This window comes from Paenibacillus sp. S33 (assembly GCF_053615415.1).
Map to the genome: position 1 here is coordinate 114,780 of NZ_JBSIEZ010000002.1, position 18,719 is coordinate 133,498.

At 50.3% G+C, this 18,719-nt stretch carries 1 protein-coding gene; it reads right to left on the reverse strand.

Features of this window, described 5'->3' with window-relative positions:
- Positions 1-24 precede the first annotated feature (24 nt).
- On the reverse strand, positions 25-18,510 hold the full coding sequence (locus tag ACWGXJ_RS25640) for a non-ribosomal peptide synthase/polyketide synthase (RefSeq protein WP_452568023.1): 18,486 nt from the start codon (positions 18,508-18,510) through the stop codon (positions 25-27).
- Between the last annotated feature and the right edge of the window lie 209 nt (positions 18,511-18,719).

An 18,719-nucleotide genomic window follows, 5' to 3' on the forward strand; every position in this document is an offset into this window, starting at 1 on the left:
AGGAGGAGATTCAGCGTAAAAATTTTAAAGGTTAAAATCAAACAATTCTTCCAAAAATTCATGGTTATCTGAGGCATGCTGATCTAGCGAAATATCGCTTAGAACTATATCTGTGTTCTCGCAAAGTTGAAATAATATATTTTTAAAATCATGGACAAATTTGTTTATCATACTTTCCTTAAATAGCTCAGTAGAATATTCAAAAGATCCGTACAGTTGATCATTTTTAATATTCATTAACAAAGAAATGTCAAATTTTGCGTATTTAAGATCATAATCATACGGAGTAAAAGTTAGAGACTGCATATTAAATTGCTGGTCACTGTTATGCTGTAGTGCAAATGTCGTATCAAACAACAAATTACGACTTAAATCACTGCTAATTCCTAATTTCTCAATCATTGCATCCAGCGGATAATCTTGATTCTCGTATGCTTGGAGCGTGGATTCTTTTACTTCTTTCAATAACTGGCTAAATTTTTTATCCTTCTCCGGCTGGTTCCTTATAACAATTGTATTAACAAACATTCCAATCAGTGAATCTAAGTCAGGATGGGTTCTTCCTGCAACTGGTGTGCCCACAATAATATCTTCCTGTCCTGAGTACTTGTGTAACAAAACTATATAGGCAGATAATAATAACATATACAAGGTATAATCACCTTTAAAAACCATATTTTCAAGCTGTTTGCTTACTGTTTTGTCAATAATGAAATTCATCACATTTCCTTTAAAGGTTCGTATTTTGGGTCTAGCAAAATTCGTCGGAAGTTGAAGTTTCGGAATTTCTTCCTGAAGCAATTCCAACCAATATCGTTGCTGTTTGTTCAGAGCTTCATTTTGAAGCTCCGACTGCTGCCATACCGCATAGTCTTTGTACTGAATACGCAGTGGTTTTAATTCTTTCCCATTGTATAGCAATGTCAGCTCCCGAAGCAGAATCTCCGTTGATACACCATCCGAGATGATATGATGCATATCAAACAGAAACAAATAGCGTTCAAAAGAAACTTGAACAAGTTTTACACGAAGCAACGGTGCCTTTGTTAAATCGAAGGGTTGAAAAAATTCATTCAAATAAGTGGGTATTTCCGATTCTTCCGCTTGGCAATAGTCGATTTCGAACGTAACCTCATCATGTATCTTTTGGACAGGTGTGCCATTGACTTTTATAAAGCTAGTCCGTAGAGATTCGTGACGTTGTATCAGTTTAGAGAAGGCCTCCTCAAAACGGGAGACGTTTATTGGGCCTTCTATCCACATGATGATAGGCATATTGTAGGCAACTTCTCCTCCGTCCAGCTGATTTAATATATACAATCTCATTTGGGCCGAAGAAAGGATATAGAAATCCTGGGGCTCAACAAACGGAATGGACATATACTCTTTAGGCTCCATACCAGATATCAGTTGAGATAACTGTTCAATTGTAGGGAACTTAAATGTTTCTCTGATCGAGAGTTTCACCTTGAGCTTTTTTTGAATATTGCCCAGCATAATCATTGCCCGTAGAGAATGTCCCCCTATTTCAAAGAAGTTGTCAGTAATACCAACTTGCGGTATGCCCAATACTTGCTCCCATATTTCTACTAACTTCTCTTCTGTAACTGTGCGAGGAGCGACATACTCTGCACGAGCCAGATCTCCTATGTCTGGCGCCGGTAGTGCCTTGCGATCAATTTTTCCGTTTGCTGACAACGGCATGCGTTCCAACTGCACATAACTGGATGGAAGCATATACGAAGGAAGCTTCTTTGATAAGGCTTCTCTGAAGTTGATCGCTGTGAACTGGGGCTCATCCATGTCTGTAACCACATAGGCACAAAGTTCCTGTGAACCCATGCCATTTTCCCGTGCAATAACTGTTGCTTCCCGTACTACAGACAGCTTAAGTAGTTGATCTTCAATTTCACCCAATTCAACCCGGTAACCTCTGATTTTCACCTGATGGTCAAGTCGGCCCAAGTATTCAATATTACCGTCTGGCAACCATCTGGCTAGGTCGCCCGTTCGGTACATCCTTTCTCCAGTCGACCATGGATTTGGAACAAACTTCTCCGCTGTCAACGCTGGCCGATTCAAGTATCCTCTCGCCAGGCCCACGCCGGCAATACACAGTTCCCCTGCTATACCCACAGGCTGCAACTGCTCCGTGCCTTCTTTTACGATGTACAGTCGGATATTTTGAATAGGTTTTCCAATCGGAATAACTGAAAATTCTTCGGTGGGATCGCAATCAAAGTACGATACGTCCACGGTTGCTTCCGTCGGTCCATACAAATTGGTTAGCTTCGCTTCGGCGATATTCGATATGAGGCGTTGGAAACGAACCACATGTTGTGGCGGCAATGCTTCACCACTTGCAAATACATGCCGAAGTGTGCCCAGCTTCGCTTGCATCACTTCCCGTGGCTGTCGATCCACGTAATCCAGGAATGCATGTAACATCGCAGGTACAAAGTGCATCGTACTGACTCCGTCGCGGGCAATCGTGTCGGCAATCTCCTCTGGATCCTTTTCCCCCCCAACCGGCAGTAGGCTGACCTTCGAGCCGACTATGGACCACCAAAACAGCTCCCATACTGACACGTCAAATGTAAAAGTGGTCTTTTGCAAAATCGTATCCTCAGCACCCAAGCCATAACGGTCATGCATCCATAGAATCCGATTGATCACTGAATGGTGTTCGACCATTACACCCTTCGGTTTTCCAGTAGAACCGGAGGTATAGATCACATAGGCTACATGATGTGGGCCTGCCAATGGTTCCAAATTTGAGCCATCTTCATGGTAAATGTCTTCGCGATCCAGCACCAGCACCTTGCCCTCAAAGCTCTGCAACGCTTGCTCCACCCAACTAGCTTGCGTCAATACCAGCTTCACTCCCGAGTCCTCCAACATAAAGCGGATGCGGTCCACAGGGTATTCCGGATCGATCGGCACGTATGCTCCGCCTGCCTTGAGGATTGCGTAGATGCCTACGATCATTTCCAGCGAGCGCTGCACCAGAATGCCTACCGACTGATCCGGCTTAACTCCTTCCGAACGCAGCGTCCGGGCCAAACGGTTCACGCGCTCATTCAGCTCGCGATAAGTCAGACTCTGATTTCCAAACACCAATGCTACCTGATCCGGCGTACACTCCACCTGATCCTCAAACATCTGATGGATCGTCTGATTCCACGGATATGCACAAACGTTGTCATTAAACGCCACTGTAATCTGTTGTTTTTCTGCCACCGTGACCAATTCCAGCTCTTCAATTCGAGCATGTGGGTTAAGCGAAATTTGCTCAAGCAGACGCGCAAAATGTCCATGCAGACGCTCAATGCCTGTTTGATCAAAATTGAGTTCGTTATACATAAAACGAATCTTTATGCCTTCCCCCGGCATAACGACTACGTTCAGATCGTAGTTTGTTTGCTCTGTAGCCACCACATTCGAAATTGTAAATGGCTCCTGTCCTTCGCTTCCCAGCTGCTCTACCTGCTGCTCCACCGGATAATTTTCAAATATCATAATATGATTGATTAAATCCTGCTTTTGCTCGGTAAGCGCCTGAATTTCATACAGCGGGAACGCGTCATAGGCATTGGAGACCAGCGCCTGTCGCTGTGTTCGCTTCATCAGCTCAACAAAGGCTTCGCCCTCTTCTGACTGTACGCGTACTGGGATCGTATTAATGAACAGCCCGATCATGCGCTCCACACCCGGAATATCGCCTGGACGACCGGACACAACGCTGCCAAATACGACATCCGTACTGTTGTTATATTTTTGTAACAGTACACCCCATACCGTCTGAATCAATGTGTTGATCGTCACCTGATTTTGCTTTGCCACCCGATCAATCTGAGCTACCAGCTCCGGCTGGAAGTCGTATTCCAGCTCTCCGCCTACATATTCCCCGGATTGTATGGATTTAGGCTGTGTTTTTTGCTGCGGAAGTGTAATTTGTTGCTCGTAGTCTGCCAAATATCCACTCCAGTATTGCAGCGACGCCTCACGGTCCTGGCGCTCCAGCCATTCAATAAAACGGCTGAACGGCGTAACAGGCTCCAGTACAGGCTTTTTACCCGCACGCAGTGCCAAATAGCTGCCAAATACCTCCTGCGTCATAAAGGACAAGCACCAGCCATCCATTAAAATGTGATGGAAGCTCCAAATAAAGTGGTACGTTTCATCTCCCGTTTGTAAAATGGAAACACGAATTAGCACATCCTCTGCCAGGCAGAATCCTTTGGCTTTATCTGCAAGGATAAATGCCTCAACATAACCTTTACGTGCCTCTTTTTCCAGTCCGCGCAAATCTTCGTAATACAATCTTCCTCTGCGGTTGCGAAAGACGACCTGCACAGGCTCATCCTTCCAGGAACTAATAAAGTTCGTTCGTAGTGCCTCATGGCGTTGTACAAGTAGATCAAAGCTTTTACCAAAAGCTACTACATCAAAATGCCCGTTCAACTCAAAGGTTGCCTGCTCAAAATAAGCCGCCGAATCTTCGTCCATCAGGCTGTAGAAAAGCATACCCTTTTGCATCGGCGTTAAGGCATACACATTTTCCAGTTCACCCATATCTCGCGTATCTTCCACCAATTGCTCCAGCTCGTCCAGCGTGATGTTATTTAGCAGTACATCACTTGGCGTCAATTCCGCTCTCTCCTGGGCAACACAATGACTAATCACCTCACGTAAGCCGACTGCCAGCAGCTCTCCTAGCCGTGCAATCGTTTCATGACGGAATTGCGTTGTGCCGTAACGAATAGTGAAGATCAGCTCACCATCCACGACCACGCCATTGATATCCAGTGCAAAATCCATAGCCGCATTTGTGCTGACAGGCACACCGATAGAGTAGTAGGAAGGCTGCAGGTCATTGCCTTTATAATCCTGATCGAATTGTCCCAGATAGTTAAAGCTAATCTCTGGCTCTGTCTGAAGCTTCACACCTGCTTGCACAAAAGCATCCGCATTTGACAAGTACCGTAAAATACCGTAGCCAATGCCTTTTTGTGGGATATTACGCAGCCCTTCCTTGACCTGTTTGATCAAACGAGCAGTATTTCCGCCTTGTCCCAGACTTCCATCCAGTACAACCGGGAACTGGCTCGTAAACCAGCCGATCGTCCGTGTAATATCCACCTCCGTCAAAATGGCCTCCCGTCCGTGGCCCTCCAGGTTGATCAGCACCCGTTTGGATCCTGACCATTCATATACGGCTTTGCCGAGTGCTGCCAGCAGCAGGTCATTCATTTCCGTATTATACGGGCGATGAGCCTGCTTGAGCAGCAGATCCGTTTCCTGCTTCGTCCAGCGGACAGTTACTACCTCACTATCTCCAAGCAGGGCTTTATCATTTGCATAATCCTTCGGCAACGGCTTCGCCAGGCTTGCTTCCACCTGTTCAATATGCTGCCAGTAAGCAAGTTCCCGCTCCATCATCTCGCTGTTCGCATAGGCTGACAGACGCTCAGCCCAGGTCTGGAACGAATCTGTTTTGTGCGGCAATTGAATGGCTTTGCCCGTTTTCCCTGCGACAGCCTGTTCATAACCGGACGACAAATCCTCCAGCAAAATACGCCATGATACACCGTCCACCACCAGATGGTGAATGACGATCAACAAATGATCACCTTGGGCGCATTGGAATAAACCGAGCTTTACCAAAGGTCCTTCGCTCAACCAAATGCTGGCTTGAATTTCACTCGCTTTGGCTTCCACAGCGGCAGATTCATCTTCAACCCCGCTGAAATTCACAATGTCCAGTGCATACAGCTCGCCTTCCTCCACACTGCGGTTCCAGGCTGCATAGCCATGCTCTGTCGTGCGGAATACGGTACGCAATGCATCATGATGCTGGATTATGCGTTCCATCGTGCGGCGCAGCGCGTCTACGTCAAAGCGCCCGGCTCGATACAGCATCATCGCCTGGTTACTGTGATGCAGGTCAACTGGCTGCTGCTCAAAGAACCATCGTTGAATGGGTGTCAGCTCCACCTTGCCTACAGCATCTTCCTGACTGGCGATGTTGCCATCTGTACGAAGCAAAGGACTAAGCGACGCTACCGTCGGTTTGCTGAACAGGTCCTTCATCTCCAGCCGATAGCCCGCTTGCAGCAAGCGGGATGATACCTGCAGCGCCTTGATCGAATCGCCGCCAAGTTCGAAGAAGTTATCCTGCGTGCCTACCGCTTCCACACCAAGAACTCCGGCCCATACCGTAGCCAGTACCTGCTCGACCGTAGTACGCGGTGCTACATAGGCTGCGCCGGTATGGATACTTCCTTCCGGTTCTGGCAATGCCTTGCGGTCGATTTTGCCATTGCTGGTCAGCGGGATCGTCTCCAGACGCATCAATTGCGCAGGCACCATGTGCGCTGGCAGACCGGCTTTCAGCTCTGCCCGTACCTCCTCGATCTGCAGCTCCGCTTCTCCCGTGAGATATCCGCACAGATATTTGTGTCCACGCTCATCCGTCCGGTCGATCACCACCGCTTGCCGCACGCCCGGCACCCGCTGGATCGCCGTTTCGATCTCGCCCAGTTCGATCCGGAAGCCCCGTATTTTGACTTGATAGTCCATCCGGCCGATAAAGTCCACATTGCCGTCCGGCATCCACCGCGCCAAGTCCCCTGTGCGGTACAGCCGTTCACCCAGCACGTACGGATTGGCTACAAATTTCTCCGCCGTCAGGTCGGCACGATTCAGGTACCCCCGTGCCACCCCGGCTCCGCCGATGCACAACTCGCCCAGTACGCCGACCGGCACCGGATTCAGCTGGCTGTCCACGATGTAGAAGCGGGCATTCAGCCACGCCTGACCAATCGGCACATTGCCGCTGCCTGGCAGCTTCGACAGCTCTTCGTCGTAGAAGCTGGAGTCGATCGCCGCTTCCGTGACTCCGTAGCTGTTAATGATGCGAATATCCGCGCCAAACCGTTCTTGCAGCACCCGGTAATCCGTGACGCTGCAGCTATCCGAGCTGGTGATCAGCAATTCCAGACTGCTCATGTCCAGTCCGTGTTCATGCACATGCTGCATGAACGGTACGATCAGGGCTGGTGTCGATTCGAACACCGTAATCTGATAATCACGAATCCAGCCATACAGACGGCTCGGATCAATCCGGTCGTCTTTCGAGCAAATGACCATTGTACCGCCGTTATAGAGCACCCGTGCAATATCGCCGACGAATACGTCGAAGGAGAAGCTCGCCAGTTGCAGCAGCCGTACCGGGAACTGGCTGAGACGGTAATCCCGGCGATACGCCGCAGCCGTATTCACCAGGCTGCGATGCTCGATCATGACGCCCTTCGGGCGTCCCGTTGTCCCGGAGGTATAGATTACATACGCCAAATCCTGCGGCTCGTTGATGTGCTCGATATCCGTGGTATCCCCGGTGTACAGCGATTCATCGTCCAGCGCCAGTACGGTATGCAGACGTAGTCCCATTGCGGATTCGGATACTGCTTCGCTGTCAGGTGACGAAGCTAATTTTAAAGGGCTCAGGTCTCCGCTGAGCGTATCCATATCCTGTTCCAACGTTTCAGCACTAACCGCCGTTTCCAGTTGGCCTTCGGATTTTGCTCCAGCTAAAGCCCACTGGCTTTCCTCCAACCATACCTGCGCCCCCCCCTGTAAGCCGGTTTGAGTCAGCAGCACCGTCGCCCCGCTGTCCTCCAGCATAAAGCGGATTCGCTCGGACGGGTAATCCGCATCCAAAGGCACATACGCGCCGCCGGCCTTCCATACCGCCAGTATACCGACCAGCATGTCCACGGAACGTTCACTCAAAATGCCAACAATCGACTCGCGTCCAATGCCTTCATCCCGCAATCGGCGGGCCAATTGGTTCGCACGCTCGTTCAACTCACGGTATGTTAGCTGCTGCTCCTCGTATACTACTGCCACATGGTCCGGTATAAGCTGCGCCTGTTCCTCCACATAGACATGGAACAACAATTCTGCTTCCTTCGCATCACTCCACGCCGACACGCCGACTGAACCAAACCCGTCGATGATTTTCGCTTTTTCCTCAGCAGTCACCAGCTCAAGCTCATCGACCAGCGCATCCGGTCTGTTAATCGCTTCCTCAATGATATGCAGCAAATGCTCACGGATTTGCTCCACAGCCGCACGCTCAAACACCAGCGCATTGTATTCCAAATGAATACCGATTTCATCGCCTGGCACAATCGTAATGTTAAAATCATAGTTCGTTTGCTCCGACATGGAAGCATTGGCGATGGCAAAACCGTTCGTGTCACGGCTGCCCATTTGCTCCATCCGCTGTTCCACCGGATAGTTTTCAAACACGATAATATGGTTCACCAGATCCTGCTTCTGCTCCGTCAGGGCCTGAATTTCATACAACGGATAGGTTTCATAGGCACGGGAAGCAAGCGCCTGCTCCTGTGTCTGCTTCATCAGCCTGGCGAATGTAACATCTTTGCCGCTATGAATTCGTACTGGAACGGTATTAATGAACAAACCAATCATTTTATCTACGCCTGGAATATCCGCTGATCTACCGGATACGACACTGCCAAATACAACGTCCCGGCTATGGTTATACCGTTGCAGCACAACACCCCACGCCGCTTGCAGCAGCGTATTGACCGTCACCTGCTGCTGCTTGACCAGCCTGTTCATCTGTTCCGTCACTTCACGGCTCAGCGTAAACGAAAGCTTGTCCGCCTCATATCCCTTGGCATGATCGTCCACCTGCTTGGCTTGAGGCAGCACCGTCTGTTGTTCAAAACCAGCAAAATAGCTACTCCAGAACCGTTCTGCTTCCGAGTTGTCCTGCCGTTCCAGCCATTCAATATATTCGCTGTATGGTGTTACCGGAGTAAGCTCCGGATTGCGGCCTTCGAGTAGGGCAAAGTACGTCTGGAATGCTTCTCCGACAACCAGGAACAAGCACCATCCGTCCATCAAAATATGATGGAAGCTCCACACAAAACGATATGACTCCTCGTCCGTACGTAATATAGATACTCTCATCAGCTCGCCTGAGCTAAAATCAAAGCCCTCTGCTTTGTCGCGCTCTGCAAAATCGGCAATGTACGCGTTCAGCTCCTCTGGCTCCATGGAACGCATATCTTCAAAACGCAATCTGACAGCCTTATGACGGTACACCACCTGTAAGGGCTGCTCATTCCAGCCGCTATAAAAGTTCGTTCTGAAAATTTGATGGCGGTCCACCAGCAGATTCAGGCTTTCGGCAAAAGCATCCACCTGGAAGCTGCCTTGCAGATCAAAGGTCGCCTGCTCAAAATAGGCTCCGGATTGCGGCTCCATCAAGCCATGGAACAAGATCCCCTTTTGCATCGGCGTTAGAGAATAAATATTTTCCAGTTCTCCTGCAGCAGAGGTTTGCTCTACAATGTGCTCCAGCTCTCCGGCCGTTAGTCCCTGGAAGGACAGATCGCTTGGTGTCAGCTCCGGCAGCTCTTTTTCCACACAATGGGCCAAGACCTGGCGCAAGCTCTCCTGAAGCAGATTAGCCAGTTTCTTGATTGACTTTTTCATGAATGTCTTGCTGCTGTAGCTGATCGTCAATTCCAGCGCACCTTCCGTGATCATGCCGTGGATATCAAGCGCGTATCGCTTGGTCAACGTATCACTAACGGAAGCCCCGATGGAATACGGAGACATGCGGAATGCATTATTTTTCAAATCCTGATCGAATTGTCCGAGATAGTTAAAACTGATTTCCGGCTCGGCAACAAAAGATGGTTCCCCTTCCCTAGCAGCAGCAAGATATCTCAATATCCCGTATCCAATTCCTTTATGTGGCAAACGGCGCAACCCTTCTTTGAGGTTCTTGATACGCCGTCCCACATTCCGATCCTCTCCCATATCCAGCACAACCGGGAATTGGCTGGTAAACCAACCAACTGTACGCGTAATATCCATATCCGGCAAAATGGCTTCCCGTCCGTGGCCCTCCAGATTGACAAGCACCTGACTGATGCCTGCCCACTCATGAATAGCAGTGCCCAGAGCTGTCAGCAGCAGGTCGTTTGCTTCCGTATTGTAGGCACGGTGTGCCTGCTTCAAAAATTGCTCTGTCTCTTCGGCCGTCCACGCCACCGTAAGTGTACGGTCATCGCGTAGCTGATGCTTGGTCTCGGATTTGCGAGTGTAATCCTTCGGCAATGCCGCTTGAGCGGCTCCAGCTTGCTCAAGTTGTTGCCAGTACGAACGCTCCTTCTCCAATGCGGTGCTGCTCGCATAAGCTGACAGCTGGCGAGCCCACAGGCGGAAGGAATCCGTCTTATTCGGCAAACGGACAGACTCGCCCCGTAAAGCCTGCTCATAGCCGGTTGCCAAATCCTCCAGCAAAATGCGCCAAGATACACCATCGACCACCAAGTGGTGGATCGCAACCAGCAAATGATCCCCATCAGGGCAGCGGAATAGCCCCAGCTTCACCAAAGGGCCTTCATCCAGGCAGATGCTGCCTTGAATTTCGCTGGCTTTTGCTTCCAGCGCATGAGTAAAATTAGGCTCGTTCGTAAAGTCCACGACTTCGAGACTATAGAGTTCCCCTTCTTGCACGCCACGGTTCCAGGCTTCAAATCCGCCGTCTGCATTTTGGCGGAATACGATACGCAATGCGTCATGATGCTCAACAATGCGTTGCAATGCCTGACGAAGCGCCGTTTCGTCCATTCGATCCTCACGGTGCAGCATCAATGCCTGATTATAGTGTCCTGGCTTGGATGGCTGCTGCTCAATAAACCAATGCTGAATTGGCGTCAACGCTACCGTACCCGTGACTTCTCCTTGGTCCGAGACACGGCTCACCTGCTGTACCCGCCCATTCAGCTCTGCAATAGTCGGATATTGGAACAGTTCCCTCATTTCCAGTTTATAGCCGTTTTGCAGCAGTCTTGAAGACACCTGAATGGCCTTGATCGAGTCGCCGCCCAGATAGAAAAAGTTATCGAGTACACCAATTTGCTCGATGCCCAGCACAGATTTCCATACCGATACCAGCGTCCGCTCCACTTCGGTTCGCGCTGCTACATAATCCTCGCCGGAGTCAACACTTCCCTCTGGCTGCGGTAACGCCCGACGATCCACCTTGCCATTGGGCGTTAGCGGCAATTTCTCCAGCTGCACGAAATACGACGGCACCATATAGCCCGGCAGTTCCTGACTCAATGCGCTGCGCAGCTCATTTGCAGCTACTTTCGTATGAGTTACCACATAGGCACAGAGCTGCTTTTGCCCCTGCTCATCCTCACGTGCAATTACGACGGCTTCTCGTACGGCCTCCAGCTTCAACAGCTGCGCTTCCACCTCGCCTAGCTCGATCCGGTAGCCCCGGATTTTCACCTGGGCGTCGATCCGTCCCTTGTATTCCAGCGTCCCGTCCGCATTCCAGCGCACCAGGTCACCTGTGCGATAGCAGCGTTCTCCGCTGCGGAACGGACTGTCGATGAACTTTTCGGCCGTCAGGTCAGGACGGTTGCGGTATCCGCGTGCCACCCCGTCACCACCGACGATCAGCTCTCCCCACGCCCCAACAGGCTGCAGTTGCATCGAACGGTCCACGACATACACCGTCGAGTTATGGATTGGACGGCCAATCGGCACCGATTCGGATTGCATGCCAGTAATCGCATGTGTTGTGGAAAAGGTCGTATTTTCGGTCGGGCCATAGCCGTTAATAATCTGCAGGTGCGGATGGGCCTTCATTACTCGGTTAATATGCGGTACGGACAGTACATCACCGCCGACCAGCAGCTCCCGTATCCCCTCGAACAGCTCCAGATCCTGCTGAGACAGCTGATTAAAGAGCGGAGCGGTCAGCCACATCGTCGTAATGCCATGGCTTCGAACAGCTTCCTTAAGCTTGGGTGCGTCCAAAATGACATCCTGACTCACCAGCACCAGTTGGCCGCCGTTCAATAGCGCACCCCATATTTCAAAGATGGAAGCGTCAAAGACAACAGCCCCTGTCTGTAAAATGCGCGTGTCGGCATCCAATTGCGCATAATTAGTATTTTTCACCAAACGAACGACATTACGGTGTTCTACCATAACGCCCTTCGGCTGCCCCGTCGTACCGGACGTATAAATCACATACGCCAAGTCGTTCGGACCGGACAACGGCTCCAGGTTGGAACCATCCTCGTGATACACCGTCTGTGCTCCATCCAGCACCAGCACATGACCGTCGAAAACGGCTTTTTCCATCAGATAGCTTTGCGTCAACAGCAGTTCCGCACCTGAGTCGTTCAGCATGTAGCGGATACGCTCTTCTGGATACGTTGGATCGATTGGGACATATGCACCTCCGGCTTTCAAAATGCCTAAGATACCCACGATCATATCCACCGAACGCTCGGCTATCAGACCTACCAGATGATCCTTTGTTACACCCTGACTGCGCAAGGTACGTGCAAGGCGATTCGCACGTTCATTCAGCTCCTGATAGCTCAGCCGCTCTCCTTCAAAGAACAACGCTACCTGCTCCGGTGTCCGTGCTGCTTGCACCTCGAACAGGTCATGAATCGTTTGCCCGCTTGGATACGTGGCCGCCGTATTGCCCCAAACCTCGACGATTTGCTCACGCTCCTGCGCGGTTACCATATCCAACTCATGCACCCGAATATCCGGGTTCGCTCCCACTTGTTTCAGTAGTTGAACCAGATGGTCTCGAATTTGCTCTACACTTTCACGTTCAAAGGCCAGTGCATTGTAACCAAAGCTCATGCGAATGGTGTTTTCCGGCAGCACCATCAGGTTAAAGTCATAGTTGGTCTGCTCGACAGACTCGACTCCTGTAATGCTGAAGCCGGATGGTTTGCCGTTGCCTAATTGCTCAATTTGTTCATCCACCGGATAATTCTCGAAAACAAGAATATGATTGATCAAATCCTGCTTAAGCTCCGACAGCCCCTGAATCTCATACAACGGGTACGTATCGTAAGCATGAGAAGCAATGGATTGCTCCTGAGTTTGCTTCATCACGTCCGAGAATAAGCTGCCTTCTTGAGTGCTGATGCGTACTGGGATCGTATTGATAAACAGGCCGATGATGTGCTCCACATTCGGAATTTCTGCCGGACGCCCAGATACGACGCTGCCAAATACCACATCATCCGTGCCATTATATTTTTGCAACAAAATGCCCCAGACGGTCTGCATCAACGTATTGATGGTCACCTGATAACGCTTGGCTACTCGCTGGATGTCAGCCGTTAGCTTCGCACCCAGGTCAAAGTCCAGACGCTCTGCCTGATATCCCGTCTTACCCTGAATTTTTATCTGTGGCAAGTGGGACTGCTCCTCATATCCTTCCAGAACCTTGCTCCAGTAACCTGCTGCAGCCTGACGATCCTGCTGCTCCAGCCATTCGATATATTGACTGTACGGCGTTACAGGTGCCAGCTGCGGCTGCTGATGAGCCAGTATCGCAAAATAGCTCGCAAACACTTCGCCTGTCATTAGCGACAAGCACCAGCCATCCATCACGATATGATGGAAGCTCCATACAAAACGGTACGAATCCTCACCTGTGCAAAAAATAGCAACACGCATCAAAGCATCCTGCGCCAGATCAAAGCCCCTCTGCTTGTCTTTGCGCGTAAAATCGAGGATGTAATCGTATTGCTTCACTTCCTTCATATCCCGCAAATCCTCTACATACAGCTCGCTGCGCTTATTCCGGTACACGACCTGAAGCGGTTCATCTTTCCAGCCACTGTAGAAATTCGTGCGCAGTGCCGTATGCCGCTGCACCAATATATCCAAACTTTCCGCAAATGCAGCGATGTTAAAGTGTCCTTGCAGAGCAAACGATGCCTGCTCAAAATACGCTCCTGATTGTGAATCCATCAGATTGTAAAAGAGCATGCCCTTCTGCATCGGGGACAGTGGGTATACATTTTCCAGCTCACCGGTAAGGGCAGCCAGCTCCGCAATTTGTTCCAGCTCCCCAATTGTCAAGCCTTTGAAGGACACATCACTCGGGGTCAGCTCTGGCTGTTCCTGAGCGACACAATGCGCAATCACCTCTTGCAAAGCGGATTGAAGCAGCCCCGCCACGCGTTCCAGCGTTTCTTTACGATACTGCATACGGCTGTAAGCAATGGTCAAGCGCAGCTTGCCTTTCGAGATTATCGCGTTCAAATCCAGCGTGTACTGTAGCGGTGAATGTGCATCATCTGCCTCCCCTACACTGTAGGATGACAACGTGATTCCGCTGTATTGCAGATCTTGATCGATCTGACCTAAATAGTTAAAGCTGACTTCCGGTTCTGCCGCAATCATGCGCGCTTCATTCGATGCAGACGCATGGGACAAGTAGCGCCACGTTCCATACGTCAACCCTTTGTGCGGAATCCGTCGCAGTCCTTCCTTCGTTTCTTTAATCCGCTGTGCTAGGGTCATGCCCTTGCCTGTCTCTAGCTGTACCGGATACAAGCTCGTAAACCAGCCGATCGTACGCGTGATATCCACCTCTGGCAGAATGGCTTCCCGGCCATGGCCCTCCAGGTTCACCAGAACCTTTCCTGCACCTGTCCAGTTATGCAGCGCCAGCCCCAGCGCAGTCAGCAGCAAATCATTGACCTCGGTGTTGTAGGCGCGATGGGCCTGCTTCAATAGCTGCCGAGTTACATCTTCGCTCCACTCCACCATCAGCACTTCACTGTCGGCATTCAAGGAGCCTTCATAAACAAAATCCTTAGGCAGCGGAGCAATCATGGATTTGACCTGCTCTACCTGCTCCCAATAGGACGCATCCGATGCAGCCGCAGAACGCTGAGTGTAAGCCGTCAACTCGCGCGCCCACGTTTGGAAGGAATCCGTTTTATAAGGCAAACGTACGGGCTCACCCTTCATCGCTTGCTCGTAGCCTGTAGCAAAATCCTCAAACAGAATCCGCCACGACACTCCGTCCATTACCAAATGGTGAATGGCTATCAGCAGATGATCGCCCCCGGTTGTGCGGAACAGTCCGAGCTTGACCAAGGGTCCTGCGGACAGGTCGATGCTGCTTTGGATCTCCGTTGCTTTCGCTTCAAGCGCCTCCGCATAGGTCGCCCGTTCACGGTAGTCCACAGTTTCAAGCGTATACAACGCGCCTTCCTCTACACGGCGTGTCCAAGCCGAGTAACCGGAGGCACCCGGATGGAAAACTGTACGCAGCGCATCGTGATGCTTCACGATGTGATCCATTGCCTGGCGAACCACCGTTTCATCAAAGCCTGTGGCGTGATAGAGCATAACCGCCTGGTTAAAGTGCTGCGGACGCTCGCGCTCCTGAGCAAAGAACCAGTGCTGGATCGGAAGCAGCGCCGTTTCCCCGCTCACTTCTCCTTGTTCTGCCACGCGGCTGACTTCGTGCATATGCGGTGCCAGCCCAGCGATTGTTGGAAACCGGAACAAATTCTTCATGTCCAGCTTGTAGCCAGTCTGGAAAACACGGGATGCGATTTGAATCGCTTTGATCGAATCGCCCCCTAGGTCAAAGAAATTGTCCAGGATACCGACCGTCTGTACGCCAAGTACGGCCTGCCAGACCGCTACCATAGCCCGTTCCGGCGCGGTGCGCGGTTCGGCATAGTCGGCCCTGCTTTGCAAGCTGCCTTCCGGTGCCGGCAGTGCCTTGCGGTCGATTTTGCCGTTTGGACTCAGCGGCATCTGCTCCAGCTGTATAAAATACGACGGCACCATATAGCTTGGCAGCTCCCGGCCTAGCTCACTTCTCAGTTCGCTAGCTCCGAGCTCTTGACCGGCGACATAATACGCCACCATATGTTTTTGCCCCGTTTCATCCGCATGTGCCATGACTACGGCTTCTCGTACAGACTCCACTTTTAGCAGATGCGATTCGACCTCGTCCAGTTCGATCCGGTAGCCCCGGATTTTCACTTGATGGTCAATCCGGCCCAAATATTCGATTTTCCCGTCCGGCATCCATCTCGCCAAATCTCCTGTACGGTACATCCTCTCATAGCCTGCTTCGCCACCGGCAAATGGATCGGCGACGAATTTCTCCGCCGTTAATTCCGCACGGTTCAGATATCCACGGGCTACGCCTACACCGCCGATGCACAGCTCGCCTATAACCCCGATCGGCTGCAACTGCTCCGTGCCTTCCTGAACGATGTACAGACGGATGTTCTGAATCGGTTTCCCGATCGGGATAACCGCATATTCCTCTTCTGGCTCGCAATCAAAGTACGTTACGTCCACCGTCGCTTCCGTCGGACCATACAGGTTGATCAGCTTCGCTCCACCTAGGCTCGACACGAGCTGTTGGAACCGCGCCGCATGCTGCGGCGGCAACGCTTCGCCACTGGCAAATACGTGGCGCAACGTACCCAGCTTTGCCTGCATCACTTCCCGTGGCTGCTGCTCCACATACTCCAGGAACGCATTCAGCATGGCTGGCACGAAGTGCATCGTGGTGACTCCGTCGCGGGCAATCGTATCGACGATCTCCTCTGGATTCTTTTCCCCGCCGACCGACAGCAAGCTTACCTTCGAACCGACCATCGACCACCAGAACAGCTCCCACACCGACACGTCGAAGGTGAAGGTGGTCTTTTGCAGGATCGTATCCTCCGAGCTCAAGCCATAGCGGTTATGCATCCACAAAATCCGATTCAGGACTGAATGATGCTCAACCATAACGCCTTTCGGTTTTCCAGTCGTTCCTGATGTATAGATGACATAAGCCAAATGCTCTGGGCGGGCAATCGCCCCCAGATTTCCACTTTCCCCTTGATACAATTCTGCATCCTCTAAAAACAGGGTATTGGCGTTGCATTGGTGCTCTTCTGCCAAATCACGACTGGTCAGAAGCACTGTGACATCGCTGTCTTCCAGCATGTATTTAATACGAGTTGACGGAAATTCGGGATCGATCGGTACATAAGCACCGCCTGCTTTTAGAACGGCCAAGAGACCGACGACCATTTCAACTGAGCGCTGCACCATCAAGCCAACCAGCTTGTCAGGTCCTACTCCATGTAATTGAAGCACTCGTGCTAATGAGTTGGCCCGTTCATTCAGCTCACGATAAGTCAGTCTCTGATTTCCAAACATAACTGCTATCTGATCCGGTATACGTTCTACCTGTTCCTCGAATAACTCATGAATCCCCACATCTTGGGGATAGGGCGCTGCTGTCGCATTAAATACATTCACAATTTGCGCTCGCTCTTCGTCACTCATCAGTGACAATTCCTGAATCTGCTTCTGTGGTCCTTTTACCATATGATCTGCCACATTCAGGAATTGCTGAATAATTCGGGCAATCTCCTGCTCACTGAACAGCTCGATCCGATAATCCAGTTGTAGTATAAGCTTATCGTCATCCAGCATGTCTATCATGGCAATATCAAAGTCGTTCACCGTATCTCCGCAGAAATCGGCATCCACCTGCTGAACGGCTTCATCAAAACGGGAGAAGCTCAGCGTACGGTACTGAATGGTAACGCCAAACAAGCGCCGAATGTCCGTACTGCTTTGCTGTTCACGCAAATCCTGAATAACTTTGTTGTACGGATAACGCTGATGCCGCAAAATGGACGCCTGCTCCCTGCCCACACCTTGCAAGAAGGTGAGCAGCTCGGATTCCGGCTCCACCCGCAGGCGCGTAGCCACGGTGCTGACGAACATCCCCATCGTATTTTTTTCCTTCTTTAACGTACGGTTGGCATACAATGTACCTACAGTTAAATCTTGTTCACCTGTCGTTTTATGTAAATAAATATACAGAGCAGCCAGGAAAAATGTAAAAATACTGATGTTATGCGCCTCGCAAAAAGCCGTGACACCCCGATATAATTCGTGCTCCAGTGTATAAATCTCCCGTCTTGCAGCCGTGTTCACCGTGAGCGGGTTGTATGATTTTAAACCTGTAACCTCCGGCAAATCGGTAAACTTCTCCGTCCAGTATTTCTTATCCTTATGATAGCGTTCTGATTGCTCATAGCTTTGTTCCGTCTGAATAAAATCGAGATATGAGTTCGCCGGGGGCGGCGTATCTGAATCTGTATCATGCACAATATTCATATAATTTCTCGTAATTTCATTAATTGCCTTTTCCATGGTAAAGCCGTCAGAAATAATATGATGCATCTTAAAGCTAATCCAGGTATCTTCTTCGCCCAGCTGCAAAATAACAAATCGATATAGCTGCGAATCCAGTAAGGGGAACGGCTGTGCGTTATGATAGCTCACCCATAGCTCAGCCTCCTCCTGGGTAAACTGAAGGGCTTCTATGCTTTGAGCAGCAAACGGCTCCACATATTGATAGGGAACGCCGTCCCGAACCGTGATTTTAATACGAAAAGAATCATTTTGTGCAATCACCCGGTTTATTGCCTGCTGCAGTGCATCTATGCGAACCGTTCCCATGATTTTAACAGTAGCAATAATTGTGGACGTGTTGCGACTGGGATACACAAGCTCGGTGTACCAAATTCGTTGCTGTGGCTGGCTTAATGCAAACAATTGAATATTGTTTTGAGTCATACGTCTCTCTCCTCAGAAAAATTGATATTGGTAAAAAGTAGTCCCAATAATGACTGCCTTTGGCAAGGAGTTGGATATGCGTGCACTGTTCTTTCAGCTCACTTGTGGACAAGAGCAGAGCAATTAGCTTCATGACTCTTCTTCCTTCGAATCATCAGGATTTCAAAAATGGATAAGAGCCATTTCTTCTTACACAGACGGCTAAAAAA